Origin of the sequence: Streptomyces sp. NPDC052236, from assembly GCF_044548015.1 — a bacterium.
GTDB lineage: Bacteria > Actinomycetota > Actinomycetes > Streptomycetales > Streptomycetaceae > Streptomyces.
Map to the genome: position 1 here is coordinate 165,497 of NZ_JBIUBL010000001.1, position 23,312 is coordinate 188,808.

At 67.0% G+C, this 23,312-nt stretch carries 19 protein-coding genes and 2 pseudogenes; 10 read left to right on the top strand and 11 right to left on the bottom strand.

Features of this window, described 5'->3' with window-relative positions; genetic code table 11:
• Positions 1-572: 572 nt before the first annotated feature.
• Both ACIHCQ_RS00730 and ACIHCQ_RS00735 read right to left on the bottom strand, forming a co-directional pair.
• Entirely contained in the window at positions 573-1,076 is a 504-nt protein-coding gene (locus ACIHCQ_RS00730; protein WP_399656390.1) for an ImmA/IrrE family metallo-endopeptidase, read from the bottom strand.
• Positions 1,077-1,172: 96 nt separating this feature from the next.
• Positions 1,173-1,559 carry a helix-turn-helix domain-containing protein gene (locus tag ACIHCQ_RS00735; RefSeq protein ID WP_399656392.1) on the bottom strand — a complete coding sequence of 129 codons (387 nt, stop codon included), beginning with the start codon at positions 1,557-1,559 and terminating at the stop codon, positions 1,173-1,175.
• 162 nt (positions 1,560-1,721) lie between these two features.
• On the opposite strand from ACIHCQ_RS00735, the gene ACIHCQ_RS00740 reads away from it, so the two are divergent.
• Genes ACIHCQ_RS00740 through ACIHCQ_RS00750 form a run of 3 tightly spaced genes read left to right on the top strand, consistent with a single transcriptional unit; the run spans position 1,722 to position 3,771 of the window.
• On the top strand, positions 1,722-2,006 hold the full coding sequence (locus tag ACIHCQ_RS00740) for a multiubiquitin domain-containing protein (RefSeq protein WP_399656394.1): 285 nt from the start codon (positions 1,722-1,724) through the stop codon (positions 2,004-2,006).
• Entirely contained in the window at positions 2,003-2,389 is a 387-nt protein-coding gene (locus ACIHCQ_RS00745) for a hypothetical protein (RefSeq protein WP_399656396.1), read from the top strand. The genes ACIHCQ_RS00740 and ACIHCQ_RS00745 overlap by 4 nt, the downstream gene beginning before the upstream one ends.
• The gene (locus ACIHCQ_RS00750) at positions 2,371-3,771 is read left to right on the top strand and encodes a ThiF family adenylyltransferase (protein WP_399656398.1); all 1,401 of its coding nucleotides are present in this window, start codon (positions 2,371-2,373) and stop codon (positions 3,769-3,771) included. Before ACIHCQ_RS00745 ends, ACIHCQ_RS00750 begins: the two co-directional genes overlap by 19 nt.
• A 213-nt stretch (positions 3,772-3,984) precedes the next feature.
• Here ACIHCQ_RS00750 and ACIHCQ_RS00755 read toward each other — a convergent pair.
• Positions 3,985-4,077 (bottom strand): annotated as a pseudogene (locus ACIHCQ_RS00755) (tat (twin-arginine translocation) pathway signal sequence domain-containing protein); the annotation flags it as partial.
• Between the two features lie 616 nt (positions 4,078-4,693).
• On the opposite strand from ACIHCQ_RS00755, the gene ACIHCQ_RS00760 reads away from it, so the two are divergent.
• Positions 4,694-6,718, top strand: coding sequence for a hypothetical protein (locus ACIHCQ_RS00760; RefSeq protein WP_399656400.1), 2,025 nt, complete (start codon positions 4,694-4,696; stop codon positions 6,716-6,718).
• A gap of 206 nt (positions 6,719-6,924) precedes the next feature.
• Positions 6,925-7,077, top strand: coding sequence for a hypothetical protein (locus ACIHCQ_RS00765; RefSeq protein ID WP_399656402.1), 153 nt, complete (start codon positions 6,925-6,927; stop codon positions 7,075-7,077).
• A 102-nt stretch (positions 7,078-7,179) separates the two neighbouring features.
• Here the strand turns inward: ACIHCQ_RS00765 and ACIHCQ_RS00770 are convergent, their stop codons facing one another.
• The 5 genes from ACIHCQ_RS00770 to ACIHCQ_RS00790 are packed head-to-tail and all read right to left on the bottom strand — an operon-like array spanning position 7,180 to position 15,276.
• Positions 7,180-7,734, bottom strand: coding sequence for a hypothetical protein (locus tag ACIHCQ_RS00770; RefSeq protein ID WP_399656404.1), 555 nt, complete (start codon positions 7,732-7,734; stop codon positions 7,180-7,182).
• Positions 7,727-8,764, bottom strand: coding sequence for a hypothetical protein (locus tag ACIHCQ_RS00775; RefSeq protein WP_399656406.1), 1,038 nt, complete (start codon positions 8,762-8,764; stop codon positions 7,727-7,729). The genes ACIHCQ_RS00770 and ACIHCQ_RS00775 overlap by 8 nt, the downstream gene beginning before the upstream one ends.
• A complete protein-coding gene (locus tag ACIHCQ_RS00780; RefSeq protein ID WP_399656408.1) occupies positions 8,761-13,143 on the bottom strand; it encodes a hypothetical protein in 4,383 nt (1,460 codons plus the stop codon). Before ACIHCQ_RS00780 ends, ACIHCQ_RS00775 begins: the two co-directional genes overlap by 4 nt.
• Positions 13,143-13,934, bottom strand: coding sequence for a hypothetical protein (locus ACIHCQ_RS00785; protein ID WP_399656410.1), 792 nt, complete (start codon positions 13,932-13,934; stop codon positions 13,143-13,145). The genes ACIHCQ_RS00780 and ACIHCQ_RS00785 overlap by 1 nt, the downstream gene beginning before the upstream one ends.
• On the bottom strand, positions 13,921-15,276 hold the full coding sequence (locus tag ACIHCQ_RS00790) for a hypothetical protein (RefSeq protein ID WP_399656412.1): 1,356 nt from the start codon (positions 15,274-15,276) through the stop codon (positions 13,921-13,923). The genes ACIHCQ_RS00785 and ACIHCQ_RS00790 overlap by 14 nt, the downstream gene beginning before the upstream one ends.
• 368 nt (positions 15,277-15,644) lie before the next feature.
• On the opposite strand from ACIHCQ_RS00790, the gene ACIHCQ_RS00795 reads away from it, so the two are divergent.
• On the top strand, positions 15,645-16,574 hold the full coding sequence (locus ACIHCQ_RS00795) for a hypothetical protein (RefSeq protein WP_399656414.1): 930 nt from the start codon (positions 15,645-15,647) through the stop codon (positions 16,572-16,574).
• 303 nt (positions 16,575-16,877) lie between these two features.
• Here ACIHCQ_RS00795 and ACIHCQ_RS00800 read toward each other — a convergent pair whose 3' ends face one another.
• Together ACIHCQ_RS00800 and ACIHCQ_RS00805 are read right to left on the bottom strand one after the other, a co-directional pair.
• A complete protein-coding gene (locus tag ACIHCQ_RS00800) occupies positions 16,878-17,690 on the bottom strand; it encodes a hypothetical protein (protein ID WP_399656416.1) in 813 nt (270 codons plus the stop codon).
• 284 nt (positions 17,691-17,974) lie between these two features.
• Positions 17,975-18,267, bottom strand: a pseudogene (locus ACIHCQ_RS00805) (transposase); the annotation flags it as partial.
• Positions 18,268-18,506: 239 nt separating this feature from the next.
• Between ACIHCQ_RS00805 and ACIHCQ_RS00810 the strand changes: the two are divergent.
• The gene (locus tag ACIHCQ_RS00810) at positions 18,507-19,166 is read left to right on the top strand and encodes an HAD family hydrolase (protein ID WP_399656418.1); all 660 of its coding nucleotides are present in this window, start codon (positions 18,507-18,509) and stop codon (positions 19,164-19,166) included.
• On the opposite strand, the gene ACIHCQ_RS00815 is transcribed toward ACIHCQ_RS00810, so the two are convergent.
• Positions 19,147-20,421 (bottom strand): transcriptional regulator, encoded by a 1,275-nt coding sequence (locus tag ACIHCQ_RS00815; RefSeq protein ID WP_399656420.1) that lies wholly within the window; start codon positions 20,419-20,421, stop codon positions 19,147-19,149. The two genes, ACIHCQ_RS00810 and ACIHCQ_RS00815, sit on opposite strands and share 20 nt — an antisense overlap.
• Before the next feature lie 312 nt (positions 20,422-20,733).
• Here ACIHCQ_RS00815 and ACIHCQ_RS00820 point away from each other — a divergent pair, with 312 nt between their 5' ends.
• From ACIHCQ_RS00820 to ACIHCQ_RS00830, 3 genes are read left to right on the top strand one after another with little or no spacing between them, the layout of a single operon-like run.
• On the top strand, positions 20,734-21,093 hold the full coding sequence (locus tag ACIHCQ_RS00820; protein WP_399656422.1) for a hypothetical protein: 360 nt from the start codon (positions 20,734-20,736) through the stop codon (positions 21,091-21,093).
• 5 nt (positions 21,094-21,098) lie between these two features.
• A complete protein-coding gene (locus ACIHCQ_RS00825; RefSeq protein WP_399656424.1) occupies positions 21,099-22,400 on the top strand; it encodes a radical SAM protein in 1,302 nt (433 codons plus the stop codon).
• A complete protein-coding gene (locus ACIHCQ_RS00830; RefSeq protein ID WP_399656427.1) occupies positions 22,397-23,302 on the top strand; it encodes a radical SAM protein in 906 nt (301 codons plus the stop codon). Before ACIHCQ_RS00825 ends, ACIHCQ_RS00830 begins: the two co-directional genes overlap by 4 nt.
• Positions 23,303-23,312 lie beyond the last annotated feature (10 nt).

Consider the following 23,312-nt stretch of genomic DNA (forward strand, 5'->3'; position numbering starts at 1 on the left):
CCCGCTCCAGCACACTGCCCACCTGAGCCACACGGTCGAACCCCTTGGCCAGGCACGCGCCATGGCGGTCGTTCCGTCCGGGATCCTGCCCAACCTCGGCTCCGCGCCCCGCCCTAAAACGGACATCACGTTCGCCCATCACCCCGAGATGGGCATGCCAGGTCCACCACGAGATCACGAAGTCAGGCTGGAGTACTTGCGGCAGCTGCAACCACGGCACGACGGAGCTTCGACCGAGATCCGGACGAAGTCTTTGCTTCGGCTGGTCAGCCGTGACGGGGGATACGAGATTCGAACTCGTGAGGGGTCCCCCCAACACGCTTTCCAAATGTTCGTCCGGGGGTTCGGGGGTGGCCGGGTGCGTCCTAACCAGGGACGGAGTGGTCTTCCTGTGGACGCGCGGACGGATCCAGACAGGGGTGAATGAGACCAAAAATGAGACCAGGGCCGACTCTGTTCTTCCGGTCAGCAGATGGATCTGTGCCCCTGGGTGGCCCCTCTCGTCGACCGCTGCCCGCGTAACCTTTGCTTTCCGGTCAGCTGGATGTGTCGACGAAAGCGGAACCGAGTTTCTAACCGCGGCTTCCCGCTGCCCGCTTCTGCAGCGTCCGGTGAGCGATTTTCCGAGCCCCTGAAGCATTCATGCGCCATGCTGCGAAGCGCACGCTCACGTCGAACTGCTCCGCTACCTCTTCGTCGGACCTTTTCGACAGGGCCGCCGTGATCGCCGCCGACATCGGGATGAGGAGCTCTCCGGAGAGGTCACTGGCCTGCCGTTCCTTCGCTGCCATCTCGGGACCCAGCTCGCGGCAGCCGCCGTCGGCAAAGAGGATGCCCTCGAACTCGTGCTCCAGGATGAGATGCGACATCTCGTGCGCCACGTTGGACCGGCGTCGCTGGAGTGTGTGCACGCAGTTTTCCACGATGAACCGCGCGGTTCCTGATGGCACCAGGGCAGCTGACCATGCCTCGGGCCGCCGCAGGGTGAAGTGGTCCAGCGCCTCGGACGAACATCCACTATCGCCGAGATCGTTCATCGCATACACCGGGATCCCGTACTCGCCGGTCAGTCGCATGAGATCGAGTGGGCTGTGCGGCCCGGTATCTATCTCCCGGCGGACGTCAAGCGCGAGATCCTGGAGAGCCTTCTTGGTCCACCGCTGACCCATGCGTCACCTCGAACGGGCTTCCCGATCGGAGGCGAACCGGCGCATCGCGGCACCGATCACCTCTTCCAAGTACTTCACATCTGCGGCACCCAGATCGCTGCGAGCTCTCAGCAACGGTGCCAACTGTGCCATCAACTCGGGCTCCTCAGCCCGGGTTTCCTGCTGCTCATCCTCTGGGTCCACCATGAAGGTCTCGGCAGGCATGCCGAGCCACCGCACGAGCGCCGCGAAGGCGTCCACGTCCGGCCGGTTCCCATTGGCCATGCGCGTCATGGTCGAAGGACTGACACCCACCGCGGCGGCCAATTGCCGCCACGAGAGCTCCTTCTTGGTCCTCGCGGCGTCGAGGGCCGCATATAGGGCGGACACGTTCACTCGGGTCCGGGCCATCGCCTTTCCTCCTCGGGATCGGGTGCTCAGTCTACTTTCAATCGGCGTTCGACATCCAGAACGCGGCCGTGTTACCTTGATCGCGTGTTCGACATTCGAAACACTGCGACGGTCTCGCGACGCTCGGCGGTCGCGGCCCCGGCTCGCCCGAGGAAAAGAGGCATGTCAATGACCAGTTCCAACGAGGCGGCCGCAGAGGCGGCTCCGCCCCGGCCGCACACCGTCACCGTGACGGTCAACGGCCGCCCGGTGGTCCTCCCGGACCGCGAGGCCACGGGCTTGGAGATCAAGAGGGCCGCGATCGCGGAGGGCCTACCGATCGACGAGGGCTTCCAGCTCTCCGTCCAGCGGGGCAACGGCCGCTACGAAGTCGTGGACGACAACGAGACCATCCGCGTTCACGCGCACCAGGAATTCCTGGCTGTCCCGCCGGACGACAACTCGTGATCACCTTCGCTCCGGCAGTCGCCGAAGCCGTCGAGGCCGTTCGTGCGCACTTCGCCGGTCACCCGGTTGAGGTCGTCGCGGACGGCGCCGGCGGGGTATTCGTCATCGTTGGGGAGGTGCCGGTCGGCCCCGCCTACACCTCGTCGGCGACCTGGCTCGGCTTCCAGGTCAGCGCCGCCTACCCGGACGCCGATATCTACCCCCACTACACCGGGCTCCTCGCCCGCGCCGACGGTCAGCCGCACGGACCGGCCATCCAGCAGGTCCAGTGGCAGAACCGCCCCGCGATGCAGATCTCCCGACGGTCCAATCGCCGGGATGCCGCCGTGGACAACGTCGCGCTCAAGGCGGAAAGGATCCGACGGTGGCTCGCCGACCAGTAAACCCGCCCGCCGACGGCTGGAGCCTCACTCTCCCGCCCCGGCTCTGGGCCGATCTGTCTCGGCACCTCTTCCGCGCCGACGGCGACGAACACGGTGCCGTTCTCCTCGCGGGTCAGGCCGACGGCCCGCGCGGCCCGAGACTTCTGGGCCTCGAGCTTCTCATCGCCCGGGACGGGGAGGACTACGTCCCCGGCGAGACCGGCTACCGAGCCCTGTCCCCGACGTTCGTACGTGACGCAATCGTCCGCGCCCGCGACGAACAGCTTTCCTACCTCGCTGTCCACTGCCACTTCGGCCTCGACAACGTCCAGTTCTCCCGCGTTGACCTGGCTAGTCACGAGCGCGGTTACCCCACCCTGCGGCAGATCAGCGGCCAGATCGTCGGAGGGCTCGTCCTCACTCCGCACGCTGCTGCCGGTGACCTGTGGTTGCCCGACGGCGGCCGGGCCCCATTGGCCGAGACCGTCATCCCGGCCGGGAACCTCCTTCGGCTGAGGCCGAGCCCCGCGCAGCCGATGGCCTCCGACCCCTTGTGGGACCGGCAGGCGCGGCTGCTGGGTGACCGCGGACAGGAAACCCTCACCCGGCTGCGGGTCGCGGTCGTCGGTCTGGGCGGCGTCGGCAGCATCCTCGTCGAAGAACTCGCCCGGCTGGGCGTCGGAGAACTGGTCCTCATCGACAGCGAGACCGTCGACGCGACCAACCTCCCCCGCCTCATCGCAGCCGAGCTCGGCGACGTCGGCAAGCCCAAGACCGAACTCGCCGCCCGGAACGCCATCCGGGCAAACTCACAAATCCGCCTGATCACGGTCCCGCGACGGGTGGAGCATCCCGAAGCCCTGCGCGAGCTGGTGCAGTGCGATTGGATCTTCCTCGCTGCGGACAGCCACGCCGCCAGGCACTGGGTCAACGCGGCTGTCCACGAGTACCTCATCCCCGCGACGCAGGTCGGCGTGAAGATCCCCGTGACCGTCGACGGCGAGATCGGTCAGATCCACACCGCCAGCCGCCTCATCGCACCCGGTGTTGGCTGCCTTTGGTGCAACCGGCTCATCGACCGCACCGAACTCGCCATCGAGATGCACCCGGACTCAGAACGCGAACTGGCCCGCTACATCCCCGGGATCCCGGCACCGAGCGTGATGCCCCTCAACACCCTCGCCGTCAGCGAGGCCCTGACCCACTTCCTCCTTGCATCCGCCGGCCTGCACCAGGACGACAACGACCTTGGAGCGGTAATCCACCTCCCTCGCAGCCGCGAACGACATCTCCAAGACCCCCGCCAGGACACCGGCTGCCGCTGGTGCACCCCCACCGGCAACCTCGGACGCGGCACCAATGGAGAACTGGCAGCCCAGCTGGCGAAGAGCACTCGGCCTTGAGTTCGAGGCGTTCGCAAGCCGCCAACGATGCCTCGCGCACATCCCACCATCCCCAAGTGGCTGCGCGAATGCCGGTGAGCCTGCTCGGAGGTCGTCGGCATACGCAGCCAGAGCCTGTTGATCCTCAGCCCTACCCATCAATGGAGACCTGGGGCCCTCCGGGAGGTAGTGGTGTAGGGCGCCAGCGATGGTGTCCACAAATTTCTGTGTGTTGATGTGGAGGAGGGCCTCGGTTTGGCCGTCGACGTGGCCGAGGCCGCAGCTGAGGGCGCCTTCGATGAGGTCGACGCAATGCTGGGGTCTTTGAGGACGAGAGGTTGCCCCAGCACGCTTTCCAAATGTTCGTCTGGGTGTTCCGGGGGGTTCGAGAACGTCCTGACCCGTGGTGAAACAGTTCCGGCCATGGCGCCTGAACGGTGCCGGACGGGGGTGAATGCAACCAGAACTGCAACCACGGGGCACTGAGGCTGGCGTCTGTCTGCCGTGACGGGTGGCGCGAGCTGTCGGTCCGCTCGGGGACTGCAACGCCCCTGCGCTGAACCATCGGCTGAGGCGCTTCCGTGGCGCAGGGAGCCGGTCAAATTTGGTGCGCGCATTGGGAGTTGACTTCCACGTGCTAATGTCGCTTTCGCCTGCGACGCGTGGAGCGGAGTATGGTCGCTTCAGGGATCCCCTGGGGTAGGCAACGTGGAGGCATGCTTCCTCACGCCGCAGACCGTGCCGAGTGCCGCGCTGCCGCCGAAGACCACGCTGGGGCTTACTCCAGAAGCGTCGGAGGGGATACGCCTGACGGCTTCAGTCGTCCGACCTCCCGGGCACGGACCACATTCGTGTGGCACTCCGGGAGTGAGCGCGACGATCAGTGAATCAACTGTCCCGTGCTCCGTTGGCGTGCCCAACTGCCCCAGGAGGGCAACGGAACATGACAACTCTGTTTGAAGAGACGGCTGCCCCGCACGACCACGTACCTCCGCGACCGGTCGACAAGCTTCCGGAGCTTGCTCCCATCGCCGCCCGCCGCAAGGCGGCTGAGAAGCTCGTCGACACGTTTGACCTCACGCCAGATGCGGCCGAGTGCGTCGCCAACGCGGTAGTGGACCCGGCCGAACTCCGAAGGTCAATCGCGACGCCCACGACGCTGGCCATCACGGGAGGCGCCCTTCTCGCTGTGCGTGCGCGGGTCTGGACTCGCCGCACGCTGCCTGACATCCGCAACCCCCGCATCGGTGACGCCCGCCGGCATCCCATTGCGATCGAACCTGGGACGGACGAAGAGTCCCGGTTCGCGCCGGTCGACGACCCCACCAGCAACGGCACCACGCCACACCTCGAAGTCGAGGTCGAATCGACCGAGCACATGGCGTGGGCCTCGGCCCTCGCTGCCCGTGCAGTGCTCGATGCGAACGACTGGCGATATTCGATCCGCAATCAGGGTGTTCTGACTGAGGTGTGGCTCGTTGCCAACCGCTACAGCCACACTGCTGAAGAGTGCCCCGACCTCTGGGCAATGACCACTGCCGAGGGATCGTCCCGTACCACTGCCGCCCACGACCTCCTCGGAGATGGCAACAGCGTTGACGTCGCTGTGAAGGCCGAGTCCGACACCTTCATGAGGAGCCGCATCAAGGAGCTGAACACGGCATTTGAGCAAGGTCCCACGGTCAAGCAGTCCGAAGCGCTGCGCTGCGAGACCATGCCGGCGCTCATCCTTGTCGGCTATCGGCCTCTGCCAGGGGGACCTGACCGGTTCTCCTCTGCGGTCAAGTCACTAGTAGCGCTCCGGCACGTCGACGCCCCGAAGGAGTGGGGCGAGGGACCTGAGCTCGAGTCACTCGCGGACGAGGCACTGACCGTGATGGAGGACCGGCGGATCCTCACCTCTCAGCGTCGTCGGTGGCTGGCCGGTGCCATCAGCCGTTCTCAAGCAAAGATCGCGCATTTGCCGACGGACCCGGCTATCCGAGCAGCCGAGATCATCGCCTTGTTCACAAGCAACGACCAGGCTGTTCGTGACGCGATCCGTGACGCTGTGACCCGTCAGTCGACCCGCAAGCGTGTTACGAAGAATGTCCGAGTGAAGCTTGCGGTGGCCTTGATCGTAAGGTCTGTGGGGGGCGAAGGGGCCAGTCCTGACCGGGTGCGCCGTTATATGCAGCACGGATTTGTCGCGGTGCGCGACAACCACTTCAATCCCACGCACCGCGACGCCGATGCCGTACTTGCTGATGCCCTCGACGAGTTCGACGACGATCCGGCGGGAGCGCCGGGGCAGGCCCGTCTCGAACTTGCCGCTCGAGCTACGTACCCCCTCATCGCCACGCTGTCGTTGTGGGCCGACCGCGGAACCAGCAACAACCCCAATGTCGATGACCGACGCCGTCCGGGCGAGGTCATCGACACAATGCTCGCGTCGCGCCTGGGAATTCATCAGTTGCACCAGGCCGTCGTCGACCACAACGATGGTCGTTCCGCACTCCGCGCCGTGGACGATGACGGCAGCATCCGTCTCACCGAGGACCGGGCTCAGGACCAAACCCTCAGCGACGTGTACCTGCGCTCGACGTTCCCGAAAGCCGGCTCACCGAGCAGGCCCGCCTCCATGGACACTCCCGACGATGCACTACGAGACGCTGCTGCTGTTCTCGGAGCCGCTGTGCGTCAGCTTGAAGAGGCTATGACTGCCCTGCGGGGTATCAAGGCAGCGGACGGAACAGACCACGTCGAGACCGTCGGCATCGACCTCAGCCACGTGAACGAATGGAAGGGCACCCTCGACACCGCAGGCGCAGACCTTGATTTCTGGGGCCGAATTTGGGAGCGGCGTAATCGAAGGGGGCGCCGTGTGACGGCTCGGCGGGACGACAAGTGGGACACCGAGTATCTCGACAATCCCGATGAGGCGGTCGAGGCGTGGGAAGACGAAGAAACTGCTGAGGCTGTTTCGTGACCCCTGGGAAGCTAGCGTCACTTGCGACGTACGCCGGTGATTGGCTTGGCAGCGGTGGGCCTTCCGGGCCCATCCCATTCGACCCGAAGGCCGCTGTCACAGCAGGTAAGGCTGTTTACGTTGTCTGCGGTTGGTCGGGCCGAGTTCTCTACGTCGGCTCCACCACTATTGGCATCGCCACGCGGTTTGCCCGGCATGCCAAGGATGTGAGGAAGACGCTCGACTGGACCACCGCGTACGTCATTCCGCTCAAGGACGACACTCCGCTCCGGGACGTCCGTCGAATCGAGGGCCGCGTCGGTCTGGCTACAGGGCCGGAACGCAACAAGGCGCTGCCTCGCATCACCGTAGCTCGCTGAGGCTTGCTGTCTTCTCCCCGGTGCATCACAGGGGAGAAGACAGCAAAACTGCTTAGGCACGTCGGCGGTCTCAGCGCGCCGGCCGACCTGTATGTCTTGGGCTCAGCGGGCTCGGGATATCCCCAGGCAGGTTCGCGGCGCGTTTGGTTCGGGTTGTCGGCAACCGAAAAAATGGTTCAGCTGTGCTGGCTTTTCCCGGTTCCTCCGAGCTTCTTGGTGATCTCTGCGAGCGTAGAACGGCTTCCTCTGGCGGCCGAAGTCGATCCGCAGGGCGGCCGGGCAGAGCTCGCCGAGGTGTACGGAGACCTGCGCAAAGTCCGGCGCGGGCTCGAAGCCGAGGGAGTGGGTGTAGGCCACACCACCGTGCACGATGCTCTGCGCCTGCTCCAGGCCGATCCGCAGCAGCGGGTGGCCGAACGCCCGGCAGTAGTCGCGTACGTAGGCGTCCAGTGATCCTTCGCCCATCACCTGTGGGCCGACGGGGTCCTTGACGCCGAGGCAGTAGACGTCGAGCAGGAACCCGCAGAGGGTGACCGGGCTGGCACGCTCCTGTCGGGCGATCAGGACCTGGGTGAAACCGGCAACCTCGCCGCCCTCGGCGTCGGCACGCGCCAGGGTCTGGCCGCAGGCGGCTGCGGTGAGTAAAGGGCTATGCAAGCGGCACGTCACTTAGTACGTCGAAGCGAAGGGCCTCCTGCGGAACCGCCTGGCCGGTAACCAGCAGGTCGCGTACCTGATCGCGAACAGACACAGGGAGCCATTCGACCAGCTCCCGGGCCTTGGTCTCTGAGGTGGGACGAGCTGGGCGCGGGGGTTGGCTGACGAGCAGGGTCCAGAGCCGTTCGGCCGGCCCTGCCGGAATACCTGCACGCTCCGCCGTGGCGCAGGCCGTAGCGGCGATCTGGAGACCTGCGGCGTCCAGGTCGCCGAGGTAATCCAGACGTATGACAGGGAAGGGCAACGTCGCAAGAGACTCCAGGGGCGCGGTGTTGTGGCCCTGAACCCAGGCAACGGCGGCCCAGGGTGGGACAGCGCAGGCACGCAGGACGCGGAGGAGCGTGCGGAAGGTGGCGTGGTTCTCGACGCAGACGACGGCGCCGGGTTGGCCGATCTCCGAGGTGACCGGTTCCCAGACGAGAGGGGTCGGCAGCCGTTCGCAGCGCAGCAGCTCGAACGTCAGCCGGCCGGGCGCCCATAGGGTGCTTCCCCCACGAGGAGGGTTGGCGTCGAATGCCTTCTCGGCACGGAGGAGTTCGTAGGCGCGTTCGGCGACGGAGACGACCGGAACCTGCCCGCCGTCGGTACGCCGGAGCCAGTCGTTGACGGCCAGGAGGAGCTGTCGCTGTGTCGTGGAGAGAGGGAGCGTGGCTGCCCAGCCAGCAAGTTCGCTGCGGAGGGGTACGCCGACGGGCTGCAGCTTGTCGGCGGGTCGGGCTGTCCCCAGCAGGGTTATGGCTTTGGGTAGGACCGTTCGTCCCCGGCGTACGGTCGTGGTCCGGCTCGCTGACCACAGCCCTTCCTGCTCCCCGCGTTTGATCGTGTCGTGGACGACTTCCGGCAGCGCGGACGCCTCGATCCCAGGGTTCTGCGCGCCGATCACGGCGGCGATGTCGTCGGCGTGGCGGCGGCCACCGCGCCCGTCAGGGTCAAGGGCGGCGACCAACACGGACAAGTCAACAGAGCTCATTCTCCGAGCACCGCCCTGACGTCGTGCTGGACGAGGAGCAGGTCGATCAATTCGCGGGAGCCGTCGTCCACAACCACGACCTTCTCGCCCGAGGACGGGCGTGAGCGCCGGCCGAGCATGATGGTGCGGTCGAACATCGACAGTGCCCCTTTGTCTTTGGGCGCGGCGGTGAACAGCAGTTGCAGGCCGAGCTGGTCGGCGGCGCGTCGCATCGTCCGGACGAACTGGTCCGCAGATGCCTGGCCGAACGGGTTGTCCAGCCACAGCCAGCCGACCGAGGTGGTGTCTGAGAGGGCGCGGACTCTCGTCATCGTTGCGTACAGGAGGACTCCTGCGGTCACCCGCTGCCCACCGGAGAAGTTCTTGAGTTCGGCGACGTCGACACGGTCGAGGGATAGGTCGATGTGCGGTTTGAGCAGGCGCATCCTGAAAGGCGCGTCAACCAGAGCCCGGGCGGCGGCGAACAGCAGGGACTGCGCGTCCGACCGGCCGGCGCCGGGTGTCAGGAGGGAGTGGACGACGCGGGCGACCCGGTCGATGGCTACGGATTCGTCGGCCGGTACCTTTTCGTGCTCGATGACGACGAAACGCCGCTGGGACCACTCGCCCAAGCCGTCCGGCAGTCGAGATTGGTTCTGGTAGGCGCGGAGCCGGTTGAGCGCCCGCGATGCCTGTACGTGCAGCATGATGGCGCTGGTGTGGACGTCGCTGTCGTGGCGGTCGAGGTCGTCCCGCAGTGAAACAGCTCGTTGTTCCAGTTCTCCCGCGATGCGTTCGGCCTCCGCGGGTAGCTGCTCGTCGCCGCGCAGCCGTGAGATCAAGTCGGTGACGCGGGAATCCTCCGCAGCTTCGACCTTGCGTGCCTGCGGGCTGTTGGCGTGCGCGCGGACTGTGCCGGCCTCCCTCTGCCGGGTCTGCTCGCTGTCCGCGAGGTGCTTCCGTGACTCGCGGACGCGTTCGGAAACGCCTGCGATCCGGGTGGTGAGTGCGGCGATGTCATCTGCACGGCGGCCGGTCAGCGCCGGGTCGGCGAGGTAGCGCAGCGCGCTCACGCTTGCCTCGACCAGCTGTGCTGACTGTCGGGCGGCCGTCGCGGTGGTCTCCACATTCCGGGCGAGCTGTTCCTCGGAGCGCTGAGTGAGCAGCGACTGGGCCGCCAGTTCGTCGAGTTGGTCGGCGAACCCATTGGCTTCGTCGGCCTCGGCGACCAGGTCGGCCGACGGGAACCCCTCGATGTCCGGGGAAGACCGGTCTGCCCGGTCCTCGGCCTGACGCAGGTGTTCCCGCTTGGCCGTTTCTGCGGCCTGCCATGCCTTCGCGTACTCCTCGCGTGCTTCCGCCTCGCGATCCTCGGCCTGGCGGGTCGCCGTGCCGAGCGCAACAGGATGCCGCGCGCCATCGGTGCCAGCGAGCCGCTTGGCCAGACGCCGCAATTCGATGTCGGCGTCCAGTTTCGCGTCCAGGTCCGCGAGGTGTTGCCTGGTGTCGGTGATCCGCTGGCGCAGTTCCGGGTCGACCGCTGTGTCTTCCAGGGCTGACGTGACGCTCTTCAGGCGCGCTCGGATGGTGGGCGCGTCATCCGTGGGGACAAGGCCGTCGGTGGTGGCAGACAGTCCTGCTCTGCGTAGTTCGTCGGCCGCGTCGTCGCGGCGGCGTGCGTGGGCGCGTACAAGGTCACGTGCCCGTTCGACGTCGATGGCCAGGTCCGGTATCTCCTCGCCGAGTTGGCCGACGCGGCGGCGGTGCTCGCCTTCGGCCGTGCGCAGGCCCGGCAGCTTCCCACGGGCACTGGAGAGGGCGTCGGCAGCACTGATCACCGGGATGAGGAGTCGCCGCATCTCGGTCGCGCGGTCGATGTGTTCTTGCGCGGCACCTCGTGCGGCCTGGTGCTCCTGCTTGAACTGGGCAAGGTCCTGGAGGACGTCCGCCGTGGCCTGTTCATCGCTTCGGGCTGCTTCCATCCGTTCCTGAGCTGACCTGATCTGCTCCTGGACAGCGGTACGTGGGTCCTCGGGGAGGTCCTTCCAGAACTGAGTCAGGGCCGCGAGGGCGCTGCGGGCGTCGGTGGCACGCTGACCGGCTTCCTGAAGGCGCAGAGTCGCTGTGGTCAGCGCGTTCTCGGCGGCGGCGAGCATGTCACGCGCCGCCGCCCGGTCGTAGGTACCCGGGTGCGGGAGCAGGACTCGCGCGAGTGTTCCGTCATCGTGGTCGGCCGTACTCGGTGATACGGCCGCCTCGGGGTCAAGGACGGCACCGACCCAGACTGCCGTGTCGGTGTCGAGATCACCGATGGCGTCGAGGGCGCGATCGAAGTGGTCAGGGTGGGAGACCACCACGCCGGACGCGATGTCGGGACGCGCCGTCGCGAAGGACACGGAGGCTTGAGAGGTCATCGTGTCCGCCAGCCAGCGCCATCCCGGCCAGGCCGGCACGTCGGCGTCCTGGCAGCGCCGGACGGCCTCCTCGACCAGGGCAGAGGCCGGAAGCAGACCGTCGGCACCGACCGCGTCGAGGGTGCGCCGAGCCTCATCGGCCGCAACTCGTGCCTCGGCGGCGTCTCTGTCGGCTGCCTCGGCGCGTTGGCTCAGCGCGTCCGTGAGTCCGGCGCGGGCGGTCCACAGCTCGATGCTGTCACCGACGGCGTCCCGGACGCGTTCGTCACCCTCCAGAGCGCGGACCCTGTCGTTCACCTGCCGTAGGTGACGCTCTCCGCTCTCCACGTCGTGCCGAGCGGCAACGACCGCGTTCTGGGCCTTCGACTTGGCCTTCCGCTGGGTATCAGCCTGCCTGTCGACGGCTTTGAGCGCTTCGTCAGCCGCCTCGCGGCTCCTCAGTGCTGAAGCGGCTTTCTCCGCCCACTCGGCTTCCACCAATGCCGGATCGGTACCTTCGCGGATCAGATCGGTGGTGACTGCCTCGGAGAGGATTCGTTCGGAATCGGTGATCTGTTCACCGACGTGCCGGACCTGCTCGGCGGCTGTCGCCTGTGCCGCCACGGCCTTGCGCTGTTCGTCCTGGGCCGTCGCAAGGGCAGAGGTGGCCCGTCCCCGTTGTTCCTCGGCAGCACGGAGGTCAGCGGCGGCGCAGTCGCGGTGGTCGGTGAGGAGGCGGGCGAGGGCGTGCTGATGCTGCTGTTCCTCCTTCCGTAGATCCGCGTTGTGCTTCTCGGCAGCCTCAAGGCGGGCCGTAAACCCGACCAGCTGAGTTCTGGCCGTGTTGGCGTCGAGTACGTCCTGGACGAGCCGCCAGGCAGCCAGTTCGTGGACTGCCTGGTCACGGTCCGCGCGCCGCTCGTCGGCGAGGGTTGCGGCGGCGTTGGCCCTGAGTTCGGCTGCCCTCAGCCGCATGCGCAACCGGTGTGCCTGTGCCCTGCGCGCTGTTGCGCCCGCCTCCCGGCGCAGGCGTTCGTGCTCCTCGTGCTTCTCGTCGGCGCTGGCCTCCTCGGAGGCCAGCGCCGCCAGGGTCGCCTCGGAGTCGGCCACCACAGCTGCGGCGTTCGCCTCGGCGGTAGCAGCCGCTCGCCGGTGCGCGGCAACCTGATCATGGACGATCGCGAGGCGCAGCAACGGTTCGGTGAGGCTTTCCCACAGGGCAAGTTCGTCGGACCATTGGGGACGGGAGGCGGCATTCGACCGCAGGACTTCGATACTTTTCCCGATCTGCTCGACGGTCGTGGTCGGCGTGGTCGCGCCGATGAGCCACCGTACGCAGGCGTCTGAGTCAGGAAACCGCATCACGTGGTCGACGCCACCTTCGGAGGCGTTCATCTCGGCCTGGAACCGCAACTGCTCCACATCGATTCCGGCGGCGGCCAGCCAATCGCCCCAGGCCCGTTGGTGGTCCGACGGGCGATGCGGCGGGAGCGCACCGCCCTTGGGCAGCAACTCACGCACCGCCTCCACGAACTGCGCGTGAGTTGCACGTCGGCCGACGTTGGTACGGAACGGCAGGTCCTCGATGGTTGGACCCGAGCCGTACGTCACCCATCCGTAGAAATCTCGCTGAAGTCTGCGTGGGTTGTCGAGGTCCTGAGTACCGCCGTCTGTCCAGTCGGCGACCATCCCCATGACAATGCGCTGGAGTTCGCCGTCCACTACTCGGGTGGCCTGCTCGACCACGTGACAGACATCGCCCGAGCGCACCAGCTTCGCCAGGGACCGGTCGGAGTCACCGCGGATGAAGTCCCGCGTGTGCGGCAGGTAGAGCCCGAATCGCAGGGCCGTGATGGTCGTCTTTCCCGTGCCGTTGTCGGCCCACAGCGCGGCATGCCCGGTCGGCTCGAAGGGATCGGACCAGTTGATGCTGAGCCCCTCCAGCCGTGATTCGGGGAAGCCCGCGCCGGCCAGGTAGGTGCGCTCCAGGCGCCAGCCCGTCTGCATCACTCGCCACTCTCCTCGGAGGACTCGCCGTCTCTGGTGTGGGCAGACTGACTACGGCCGTCCTGCCGGTGTCCTTCCGACACCGCGGAACCGATGATCGTCTGCCACACGAGGGGGCCTCCCGCGGTCGCGACGTGGGCGCGGAAGCGGTCCGTGGAGCGCCACACCCTCAGCTCAGCACGCGGAGGAGGAACCGTCCTGTCGACCCCGACCAGCCCGAAAGAAGCGAGCATCAGCAGCACGTCCTCGCACATCCGGACTGTGCAGTCCCGCTTGAGACGGCCGCTTGACGTCAGGGCGACCTGCTTGCGGTTGGTGGCGTACTCGCGCCATGCGTCTCCGAGCCCGCCATCGAGCGTGATCTCTTCCGCCTCGATAGCCGCAGCGTGTTCGCGTACTAGGCGGTCCACATCCAGAGCGGTGACCCGTCGCGTTCCTGGCTCCCGCACCGCACGAGCGGTCGGATAACACCAGGCCGTCGCACCACTGAGGGCCAGCCCGTACACCAGCCGATCAGCCGTACCCCGGATACGTAGCCACTGGCTGGTATCCGTTACCGCCAGCGGCGAGGTGGGTTCAGCGATCAGTACGAGCCCGGCTGAGCGATCGGCGGTCAGCACGCGCAGACCAAGGCCGTCGGCCGTCGCGTCGAATGCGGTGCGCAGATCCGGGTCGGTATGGAAGCGGTCCAGTAGTCGGCTGTACACGTCATGGCGGGCCGGGGACATGGTGGGGTCGAGGCCGTACCTGAGAAGAAGGCCGACATCCCGTGCGTCGTCACGAGCCGTCATCTTCGTCCCCTTTCCGGCATACGAGCAGATCGGGAACGTCCAGGTCGGCGAGGGCTCCACGTACGCCGTCGTCCACCGCCCACCAGTCGTCGGTGGCATCGGGGCGACCGTCGGGGCGCCAGAGCATCATTGCGTCGAGGGCGAGCAGGAGTCGTAGCCTGCGGCGGGCGGTGTCACGTGAACCTCCTACGACGGCGACGAGCCCGTCGACGACAGCGGACGCCCCATCAGCGGCGAACAGCCTGTCGGCATCGGCCAGCAAGTCGGTCAGCCGCGCCTTGGCGCCAGGCATGATCCGATAGGTCCGCAGCACGTGGGCCACGTCGTGGAACTGCTCCGGGAACTGCTCGTACACTCCCCCAGCGTCTTCGAGTGGCTCCTCCGCGATGGGCGCCGCCTCCGGTTCCGGCACCTGCTTCGGCGGCATAGCAAGCCTGTCCGCGAGCGTCGCGACGTCCAACAGCACCCCTGGAGCAGGTGGAGACAACTCGGCGCCGCGAGGTAATGGCACGCCGCTCAGCAGTGCCGTCAGCACGTCGGTTGTCGGGTGGATCTCACTCGCCGGCACAGCGCTGAACGCCTGCGCGGCCTGGGCCTCACGCCAGCGCGGAGCGGCCCCGATCACGTCGGTCTGCAGCACGGCCAGGGTTTCCACTGCGTCACCGAGCCGCGACGCAGCCACGGACAACTGCCGGACCGCCACCGAGTCCTGCTCGTCGGACGCGTCCGCCCGCAGATTCTCCAGGTGCCGCAGCAATGTGCCGTCGACGTTGATACGCCGCTCCAGATGCGCGGCAGCCGCCACGATCTCGGGCCGCAGGACCCGTAGATAGTCCACGCGGGTCACGTCACGCTCGGCCTCGGCGATCATGCGCCGGACGTTCGCCGCGTAGGTTCGCGACAGCGTCAGGGCGTCCTCCGCCGAGTCGATCGCGGCGTCCAGACGCCCGCTCTCGGCCTGTGCCCTCATGACCGCGATCACCGCCTCGTGCTCGTCCTCCAACGACCGGTTGGTCGCGATGAGAAGCAGGGTTACGGCGGTGTTGTCGGCGTTGACATGCAGCGTGTGACCGTCGGCGGCCAGGGTCTCGTACAGGACGCGTACCTGCAGGGGCACCGGCTGCCAGCCGGAGTCGGGATCCGCGTACTCGACGGTGAAGTACGGGGTCGGCTCGTCGTGGCGCAGGAGATGGTCGAGGAGATGCCGGGCGACGTATGCGTGTTCCTCAGCCGGGCGGTGCGGAGCCATGCTCCCGGCGACGCGGGACATGTCGGCGAGCACCTCGTCACGAGGGGCGCCGAGATTTCCCTCCAGTCCGGAGGACAGTGCGATTGTGTCCACGCACGACTGGATCAAGGCGACGAAATCGTACGCCTCCCATTGCACGCTCGACGAGTTCCTCGCCCGGTTCAGATGCACGTCGAATATCGGCGACAGGTGCGCAAGCGTTCGACGGCGACGGGCGGCAGTGCTCGTCAGCGGAGAACTGGTGCTCTTCACGCGCACCTCCTCAGCCGGTTGGGCTGCAGCCGTCGGCTCCTGATGCAAAAGAGTATGTCCAGTCGACGAAGCCACGACCCTCCCGACGCTGGGGGACTCAGCCTGGCAGGTGCAGATCACACGAGAAGAGCTTTTCCAACTATATGCGGCACTGTGCGCCTTACCCCCAAAGACTGGCTTTGTTCAATTTCCCGGCGAAAGGAAGCACCGTGGCACTCAAATCAGATCGCACGGTCACGAACAGCGCCCGAGTCTGCGAGAACCAGTCCGGTACCAGTGCGCCGCACCCGTTGGCCCCGACGTCAGCGCAGGCAGTGTTCCCGCTGCGGGCGCATGACGCATGGGCTCTGCCGGTCGAGGTCCTGAAGGACGCCCTGGGCGCGACATTCTCCGAGAAGGAGCTGATCGACGACCACCAGGCGTGGCTCGTCGCCCTTCGCGGCAGGATCATGGTCATCACGGTCCCCGGACTGTCCGAGGAGGCGAAGAAGCACCGCATCCGGCGGCTCTTTTCCGAGCACATCAGTCACGGCTGGGCCGCCATCACAGTGAACTCGGAGGAAGGGGTGACCTTCGCCGAGACCTTCCTGGAGGAAGTCGACCCGGCCGACGGCCCGACAGACGGTCCACCCGACGTGCGCACGAAACAGAGTAAGGACGTACGCGACCTCTACGAAGGCTCCACCTACGCGCCGCTGCATGGCTGGCGCAGCGACGAGGAGGTGATCGCGGCACTGCGCACGCTGATCACCGATGCGCTCTCCGGCACAGCCGAGGACATACCGGAGGAGGTCTACCCGCTTCCCGACGGCGTGGGGGCCGCAGTCACGATCGGCTACGACGACCAGGGAGCACCGCACCCCATGGTCTGGGTCCGCACGGACATCCCCAGCGGGCTGCGAGCGGACCTGTGGGGGTACTGCGTTGCTCTGTCCGTCAGCTTCGACCGCGCGGACATCGAACCCGACGAGGAAGGGATCTTCTACGTGGGGATGGAGCGCTCGCCGGTGAGCGGCCCGGGTGTGGCACTGCTCGCGGCAGTGACTGTGCAACGCATGGGTCGGCGCCCTGAAGACTGCGCCTTCTCCCTCCTCGCGCCCCCCGCTCAGACAGAGGAGGCACTGCCGCTGGCTGCGTGACAGGGGAGAACGTCGCCCGTCAACCAGAGAGACGGCCCGCCTGAGTCCAGGCCGCGCTGTCCCTGCCTCGTCTGCCAAAGCCCCCTGGATCCCGTCCCGTCACCGGGTACAGGGGGTGCACGTGTGGGTCTGCGGCCCGGCACTGTGACGGTTCATCTCAGGCCCGACCTTTGTGAACGGAGGGGTTACCGAAGCGTGGTGCCCTCCTACAGGCGGCCTCTGCGGCTTGCGTGACGTGGATGGAGGACGTGTCCAGAGGGGGGAGCCAACCAGTTCGTGCGTCGCAGGTGGCTCTTTCCTGCCTCAGCGGTTGGGCGTAGCGCCGGCGGCGGGCGAGGTCCACGCCGATGACGGAGGTCGTACGCGAGCGCCATGCCGACCAAAGGGGTCCCGCCCAGCGACTCGCCCATCCGCACGGTCGACTTCCACGGTGCCGGCGCCCGGACGCCATACAGGCGCTGGCGCGGAGGGCCAGTCGGGAGGGTCTGGACGTAGAGCCTGGAGAGCCTCCACCCCCATCCCGTGGTTCACGCCGCCACAGACGCAGTCGCACGGCGTTTCAGGGGTGGCCAAGGCGCAGCTTGGCGAGCCGCAGAAGGGCGTATCGCCGTCGTCTGGGTGCTGCTGACAGAGAGCCGACCAGCACGGAATCCGCAGGTACCAGTCGAGGCACCCGACCGCACCGGTCAGCTCGCGATCGAGAACCGCCAACATGACGGGAATGGCGTCTTCCAGCATGCTGACGGTGCACCAGTAGGACACCGGCGGTGCGTTGCCGACGACCGATTCTCGGTAGCCGGAGGCGAAGGTACGCGCCATGGCGTGGTCACTGACGGCGCAGAGATCCGTACTCAGTCCGAAGGGGCGGACGTCGCCGATCGCCCATGAGTCGTCGGTGAGATGAGCCCACCGACTGCCGGTGGGGTGGCACTCGAAAATGCCGCCGCGGATCTCCTCCCACTCGCGGACCATGCCGATCAGGACGGTCTTCGTCTCACGTCCGTCCGCAAGCCGTCTCTGCTCAGTGGGTGCCTTGGCCAGGGTGCGGTTGATTGCGTCTTCGGCCTGCTGGGCGTTCTGCGAGCTGGAGCCTGCCTTGCGGCGCGACGAAACCAAGCAACACCTCTCACAACGGTGTACACGATGGTGGGCAACAGATGTCATTCTCTCCCCGCCCGCTGCTGGGAAACCAGGTGCTGACGCAGAAGGCTCGGATGGTGTCCCGCAGTGCCTCGGAGCGTGAGGGCCCAATTAGGGTGCGCGATATGCAGCGTCTCCTCGTTCTCTTCGACCTCGACAACACCCTCGTGGACCGATGGGGAACGATCGCCGACTGGGCCGCCGAGTTTGTCGCTCGGCACGGTCTGGAGGACGAGGAGCAGGCGCACATCCTGGACACAACGGCTCACCAGCTGGTCTCGGCCGCAAAATACTTCGCGGCCCTCCGCAGGATTTCCCGCTCGAGCTCGAGTTCCTTCACCCGCGCCCGCAGCTGCCGGTTCTCCTTCTCCATTGCGGTGGCCTCGCCCGCCCTGGGCCGGGCCGCCTGCTCGGCGTCCCGCACCCACGTGCGGAGCGTCTCGTGGTTGACACCCAGGTCCTTGGCCACCGACGCATACGTCCCACCCGGACTGGCGTGGTACAGCGCGACGGCGTCCGCCCGGAACTCAAGCGAGTACTTCGACGTCCCCAAGGGGAACTCCTGTTCTTCGGATCCTCACGATCCAATGATCAGGGTGTCCACGATCAGGGGGAACGCCCAGAGGTGCGCAGGCCAGTCGCCTTGACCGTCCCCGGTCTCCGCACGCTTGGAAGTGACTGATCAGGAGAGACAACTGACCGGATTTGCTCAAGTTGTCGCGGCGCGTAGCGGCTGATCGCAGACCGAAAGAGCTGCTTCGCCGTCGCGCTGAACCGTCTAACCTGCGGAGCATGATTCGTGCGGTGGTGTTCGATGTCGGTGAGTGTCTTATTGACGAAACCCGGGAGTACGGGACGTGGGCGGACTGGCTGGGGGTGCCAAGGCACACTTTCGCGGCAATGTTCGGCGCGGTCATCGCGCAGGGGCGCGACTACCGCGAGACGTTCCAGGAGTTCCGGCCCGGGTTTGACCTGGCCGAGGAGCGGGAGAAGCGCGCGGCGGCCGGGAAACCTGAGTGGTTCGGCGAGGACGACCTCTACCCGGATGTGCGGCCGACATTGGCGACGCTGCGAGAGTCTGGCCTCTGGGTGGGCATCGCGGGGAATCAGACGGTACGGGCCGGCGGTCTGCTGCGTGGGCTGGACCTGCCCTCCGATCTGATCGCAACCAGCGATGACTGGGGGGCGTCGAAGCCGGACGTCGCGTTCTTCCAGCGAGTCATCGAGGCAACACCGGCCGAGCCGAACGAGATCCTTTACGTCGGTGACCGGCTCGACAATGACATTCGCCCAGCCGTGCATGCAGGGCTTCTGACTGCCCTGATCCGACGCGGCCCCTGGGGCACGATCCAGCAGCGCGACCCGGACGCCGATGCGATCACGACGATGCGCATCGACTCGCTGGCAGAGCTGCCGGAGAAGATCGCCAAGTTCAACGCTGAAGGGCGCTGACCGTCGCACCCCAGTCGTAGAGACGGTCATCGAGGTCTCGCACGCACTGCTCGTTCTGCCAGGGGGCGAGCGTGCGGCGGACCTCGCGGACGCGGTCCATCCCTGTGGCGTACCAAGTGATCGCCAGCTGGTCGAGAGCTTGGATGGCGTAGTGGCACGCCCCCTGCGGCCTTCCGTCGGCGGCTTCGACCGCAGCGAGGTCGCCAAGGACGACGGTGCGCTGCTTGTCCGACTCGGGCGGCAGGCCGTCGAGTACATCATGGAGTGTCTGCCGGGCTTGAGGCAGGTGGCCGGCCTTCAGCTGCGTGTTGCCTTTGAACGCGGCCAGGCGGATGGGGCTGAACCAGTCCAGCCACTCAGGAGTGGCGTGCTCGGAGCCTGTGGAGAGCGTGTCCTCGGCGCGACGGATCAAGCGCAGCGCTGCGTGAGGATCTCCGCAGCGGGTCTCGCATTCCGCCTCGACCGCATCCAGCCACGCCCAGAACTCGGCTGACGCCTCTCCTCGGCGGGCGTAGGTACGGGCGGCCATCATGCGCTCGACCGCTGCCTCTCGGTCGTCTGCCCAGCCCGGGATGAAGGCCATGTGCGCGAGGATGGCCGCTCCGAACAGTGGATCGTCCGCTTCGCTTGCCGCTTGCAGAGCCCGCAGGAGGGTCTCCGATGCCTGCTCCGGCCGTCGCAGGTCGAAGAACTCGATCCGGCCAGCCAGCAGATAGGACTCGGCCAGTGCGGCCGCGAGGGTCTGACGGGCTGGGTTCGCCGTCTCGGGGAGGAGGGCGCAGCCGAGACGAGCGTGCTCCAGGACCGCTGGGTGCAGCACGGCAGGGGCGACAGACCAGTACAAGCGCCGATGCGAGCGTGTGATAGCCCCGAAGTCCCTGCCGATAGTCGCCGGTTGGGTTATGGCTTCCCCTTGGGCGGGGACGGGCGCCAGCCGTGCTCCGGACAGAGAGACACGTGGGGTGTTGAGGCTCGGTGTACTGGGCTGCGCCCGTGCGTTCCCCCATGGCGGTGTGAATCCGAGGTCTTCCATGCTCTGCCCCAAGAGGTGGGTCAGGACGCGGTGAACATCGGGTTGCGGCCAAGGAGGTGTAGCGGACTCCCAGCGTCGGACCTGCCGGACGCCGACGGCCAGACTTCTGATTCCCAGTTTTGGTGCTGCCTTTGTGATGGCGTCGGCCAGGGCTTGCTGGGAGTTGTATCCAGCTGCCAGCCGGGCGGCTTTGAGTCTGGTGTTGCCTGCGGGACGGGACATGGATCTCCTCCGGAGCGGGCTCTCTTCAGAGAGTGCCATGCGATGTCCTCGTAGCGGCGAGAAATCATCCACTGGGCATCAAGTAGGCCCTGTCTAAGTCCTCTTGATGACCTGTCAGAGTCCTCGAATAGGACCTGCGGGGTCAGCATGATGTCACCACGTCACTACGGAGAGATGTCCCGGTCGCAGTGCTTGGCCATCGAACCGCGAAGCGCCGCCCCGCCCCAACTCCACGGGTGGGGCAGCATCCGGCGAACTCCGGTGGACGTGAAGGGTTGTCCCAGCACATCCAGCATGCAGAGAGGATCAGCCATGCCTCAAGCCAGGCGAGAGAAGAAGGACCACTTGATCTACGCGGACGTCGTGGACTCCAAGTCCAAGGCCGGCGTGTGGATGGGCGAGCGCGCCTCCTTCCAGGAGAAGCAGGGCCGCATCATCGAGGCGCTCAAGGAGCAGACCGATTGGGTCGAGCTGAAGGGAGCGATGATGGTCATCAGCACCGATCCGGCCGGCGTCACGGTCATCGCGCCGAACCCGACGCTGCCCGGTGTGATCGTCCTCGCTGACGGTGGTTCGCCGGCCACTTCCGCGAAGCTCCAGGCCGCCACTGAGGAGAAGGTCCGCGCGGTCATGGGCGAGCTCGGGATCGCCGAAGAAGAAGCGACGGCCTGACGACCGTGGCCGTCCCCCGGATGCTGTGGGGGAAATACTTCCAGTACGAACGGGATGGGGAAGCGGTTCTCCTCGATCCAGTCGCGCTGGGCAGTGTGTTCATCGACTCCGGCGAGGTCCACGACCTCGCCGGGGTCCCCCCGACCGCGACTCATGAAGCCCTCTCTGGGCTCGGCTTCACCCCCGGCGGCCCCATGACCGACCGGCGCGAAGCGCTCCATGACCGTCTTCAATTTCTTGGCCTGGACGCCGCGCCCGGCCGCATCAGCGGTCTGCGTGTGGTCCTTACAGACCGCTGCAACATGGCCTGCACGTACTGCTTCGTCGATACGAACTCCGGCAAGCCGGACATGACAAAGGAGGAACTCTCGGAGGGGCTGGAGTTCCTGTTCGAGCAGAACGCCGGGCAGGAAGAGGTGTCCATCCAGTGGTTCGGTGGCGAGCCCACCATCCGCTTCGACCTCATGCGATACGGCGATCAGCTCGCCGACACCCTCGCCGACCGCTACGACGTGGCCAGGGTAAGGCGCACGGTTGTCACCAATGGTGCTCGCCTGACCGACGAGGCTCTCGATCACTTCGTCGCGTACGAGTACGGAGTCGGCATCTCCATCGACGGTCCTCCGGGCGTCAACTCGGCGAACCGGCTACTGCTCGGCGGACAGCCCGCGGACGACCGGATTCGCCGTAACGTCGCCAGGCTCGTCGAGTCGGATGGGCTGCATGTGGGCTGCAACCTCACCCCGACGGCGGCGAATATCGGCCGTCTCGCCGAGGCCGTTCGGTGGATCATCGACGACCTCGGGCTGAAGTTCATCTACGTCAACACGCCCATCCCGACCGCGGGCCGGTGGCAGGTCAACGGCGCCGACCTGGCCTGCGAGCTGTATGAGGCCCGCGTGGCCGCACTGGGGCGGGGCGGGATGCTGTTCTCCGTCCTGGATCGCGCCTTCCAAGCCCTCGACACCCGCCGGCCGATGCTGTTCGACCACATGCAGGGCGACCGCAGTCTGAACGCCGCTCTGCTGCCCGGCGGCCGGGTCAGCCTGTGCGACATCAACTTCACCGAGCCATCGTTCCTGCACACCCTCGACGAGCTGCGCGCCGATCCGGGCCTTCTGGCCGGGGTGGCGAAGAAGGTCGCCCCGATCCCCGAGTGCGGGAACTGCCCTGCGCTCGCCATCTGCGGTGGGCCGTCCCGCAACGAGCAGGCCCTCATCGGCGGCAACACTCCAGATCCCGAGATGTGCGCGTTCTACACGAGCACCGTGGAGATCGCGGTGTGGGACAACACGGGGGTGCAATGAACGCCCATGTCCGTACCGCGCTGGTGTCCACGGCCGGGCACTGCAAGGTGGCCTGCGGATTCTGCTTCCGGGCCGACCGCGCTCACGGCTTCCTGGACACCGCGACCTACGCCCGCCTCCTGTCGCGGCTGAAGGAGGCGGGGGTGGAGGGGGTGTGCCTGACTGGCGGCGAACCGACCCACCACCCGCGGCTCCGGCAACTCATACGGCTGGCCCACCAGTTCGGCATTTCGGTGTCGATGGTGACCTCGGCCCGCACCGTCGGAGAGGTCGTCACCCTCTCCGAGGTGGCGCATCTGCTGGCCAACGTGACCGTCTCTGCCGACTCGCAAGGCGCGATGCTGCTGGGCCGCACCACCCGCACCGCCACCTCGGGCCTCGACACGCTGCGCGCCATCAGCGCAGAGACGGAGATCCTTCACGTCACCTGCTGGGACCTGCGCGACGGCGAGTGTCAGGAACTGGCCGGCCTCGTGTCCGAGGCCGGGGTGGAAGTTCAGTTCAGCCCCGTCGTCCTCGACGAGCGCGCCCTGCGTCGCGAGGGCAAGTCGGTCCAGGACTACCTGGTGCAGCACCACCTCGACGCCGATCGGCTGGACCGGTACTTCAACCTGTCCGACCGATACCGCGCCTACCTCGGCGAGGTTAAGGACCTGCAGTTCCCCCCAGATGGGGGAGAGCGGTGGCCATGCCGTTCGGCGACCGCGTACGTATCCGCAGACGGCTCCATACGGCGCTGTCCCTACGGCCAGGCGTCGGTCAGCGTCCACGCTCCCCGGGCCGCGATCAGACATTTCCTGACCGCCCCGGCACAGGACCGGGTAACCCCGGACTGCGCTGCCATTTGCCGCCCCGCCACCGGGTCCGACGACCGCAGTGCTTCGTGCGCCGCGCCGGCATGAAGCGGCCCAA

Excerpts from the sequence above, each read along its gene's own strand:
- ACIHCQ_RS00815 (WP_399656420.1), bottom strand. The coding sequence starts at position 20,421 with ATGTCCCGTCCCGCAGGCAACACCAGACTCAAAGCCGCCCGGCTGGCA.
- ACIHCQ_RS00740 (WP_399656394.1), top strand. The coding sequence starts at position 1,722 with ATGTCAATGACCAGTTCCAACGAGGCGGCCGCAGAGGCGGCTCCGCCC.
- ACIHCQ_RS00780 (WP_399656408.1), bottom strand. The coding sequence starts at position 13,143 with ATGCAGACGGGCTGGCGCCTGGAGCGCACCTACCTGGCCGGCGCGGGC.
- ACIHCQ_RS00785 (WP_399656410.1), bottom strand. The coding sequence starts at position 13,934 with ATGACGGCTCGTGACGACGCACGGGATGTCGGCCTTCTTCTCAGGTAC.
- ACIHCQ_RS00820 (WP_399656422.1), top strand. The coding sequence starts at position 20,734 with ATGCCTCAAGCCAGGCGAGAGAAGAAGGACCACTTGATCTACGCGGAC.
- ACIHCQ_RS00775 (WP_399656406.1), bottom strand. The coding sequence starts at position 8,764 with ATGAGCTCTGTTGACTTGTCCGTGTTGGTCGCCGCCCTTGACCCTGAC.
- ACIHCQ_RS00830 (WP_399656427.1), top strand. The coding sequence starts at position 22,397 with ATGAACGCCCATGTCCGTACCGCGCTGGTGTCCACGGCCGGGCACTGC.
- ACIHCQ_RS00730 (WP_399656390.1), bottom strand. The coding sequence starts at position 1,076 with ATGCGACTGACCGGCGAGTACGGGATCCCGGTGTATGCGATGAACGAT.
- ACIHCQ_RS00760 (WP_399656400.1), top strand. The coding sequence starts at position 4,694 with ATGACAACTCTGTTTGAAGAGACGGCTGCCCCGCACGACCACGTACCT.
- ACIHCQ_RS00735 (WP_399656392.1), bottom strand. The coding sequence starts at position 1,559 with ATGGCCCGGACCCGAGTGAACGTGTCCGCCCTATATGCGGCCCTCGAC.
- ACIHCQ_RS00810 (WP_399656418.1), top strand. The coding sequence starts at position 18,507 with ATGATTCGTGCGGTGGTGTTCGATGTCGGTGAGTGTCTTATTGACGAA.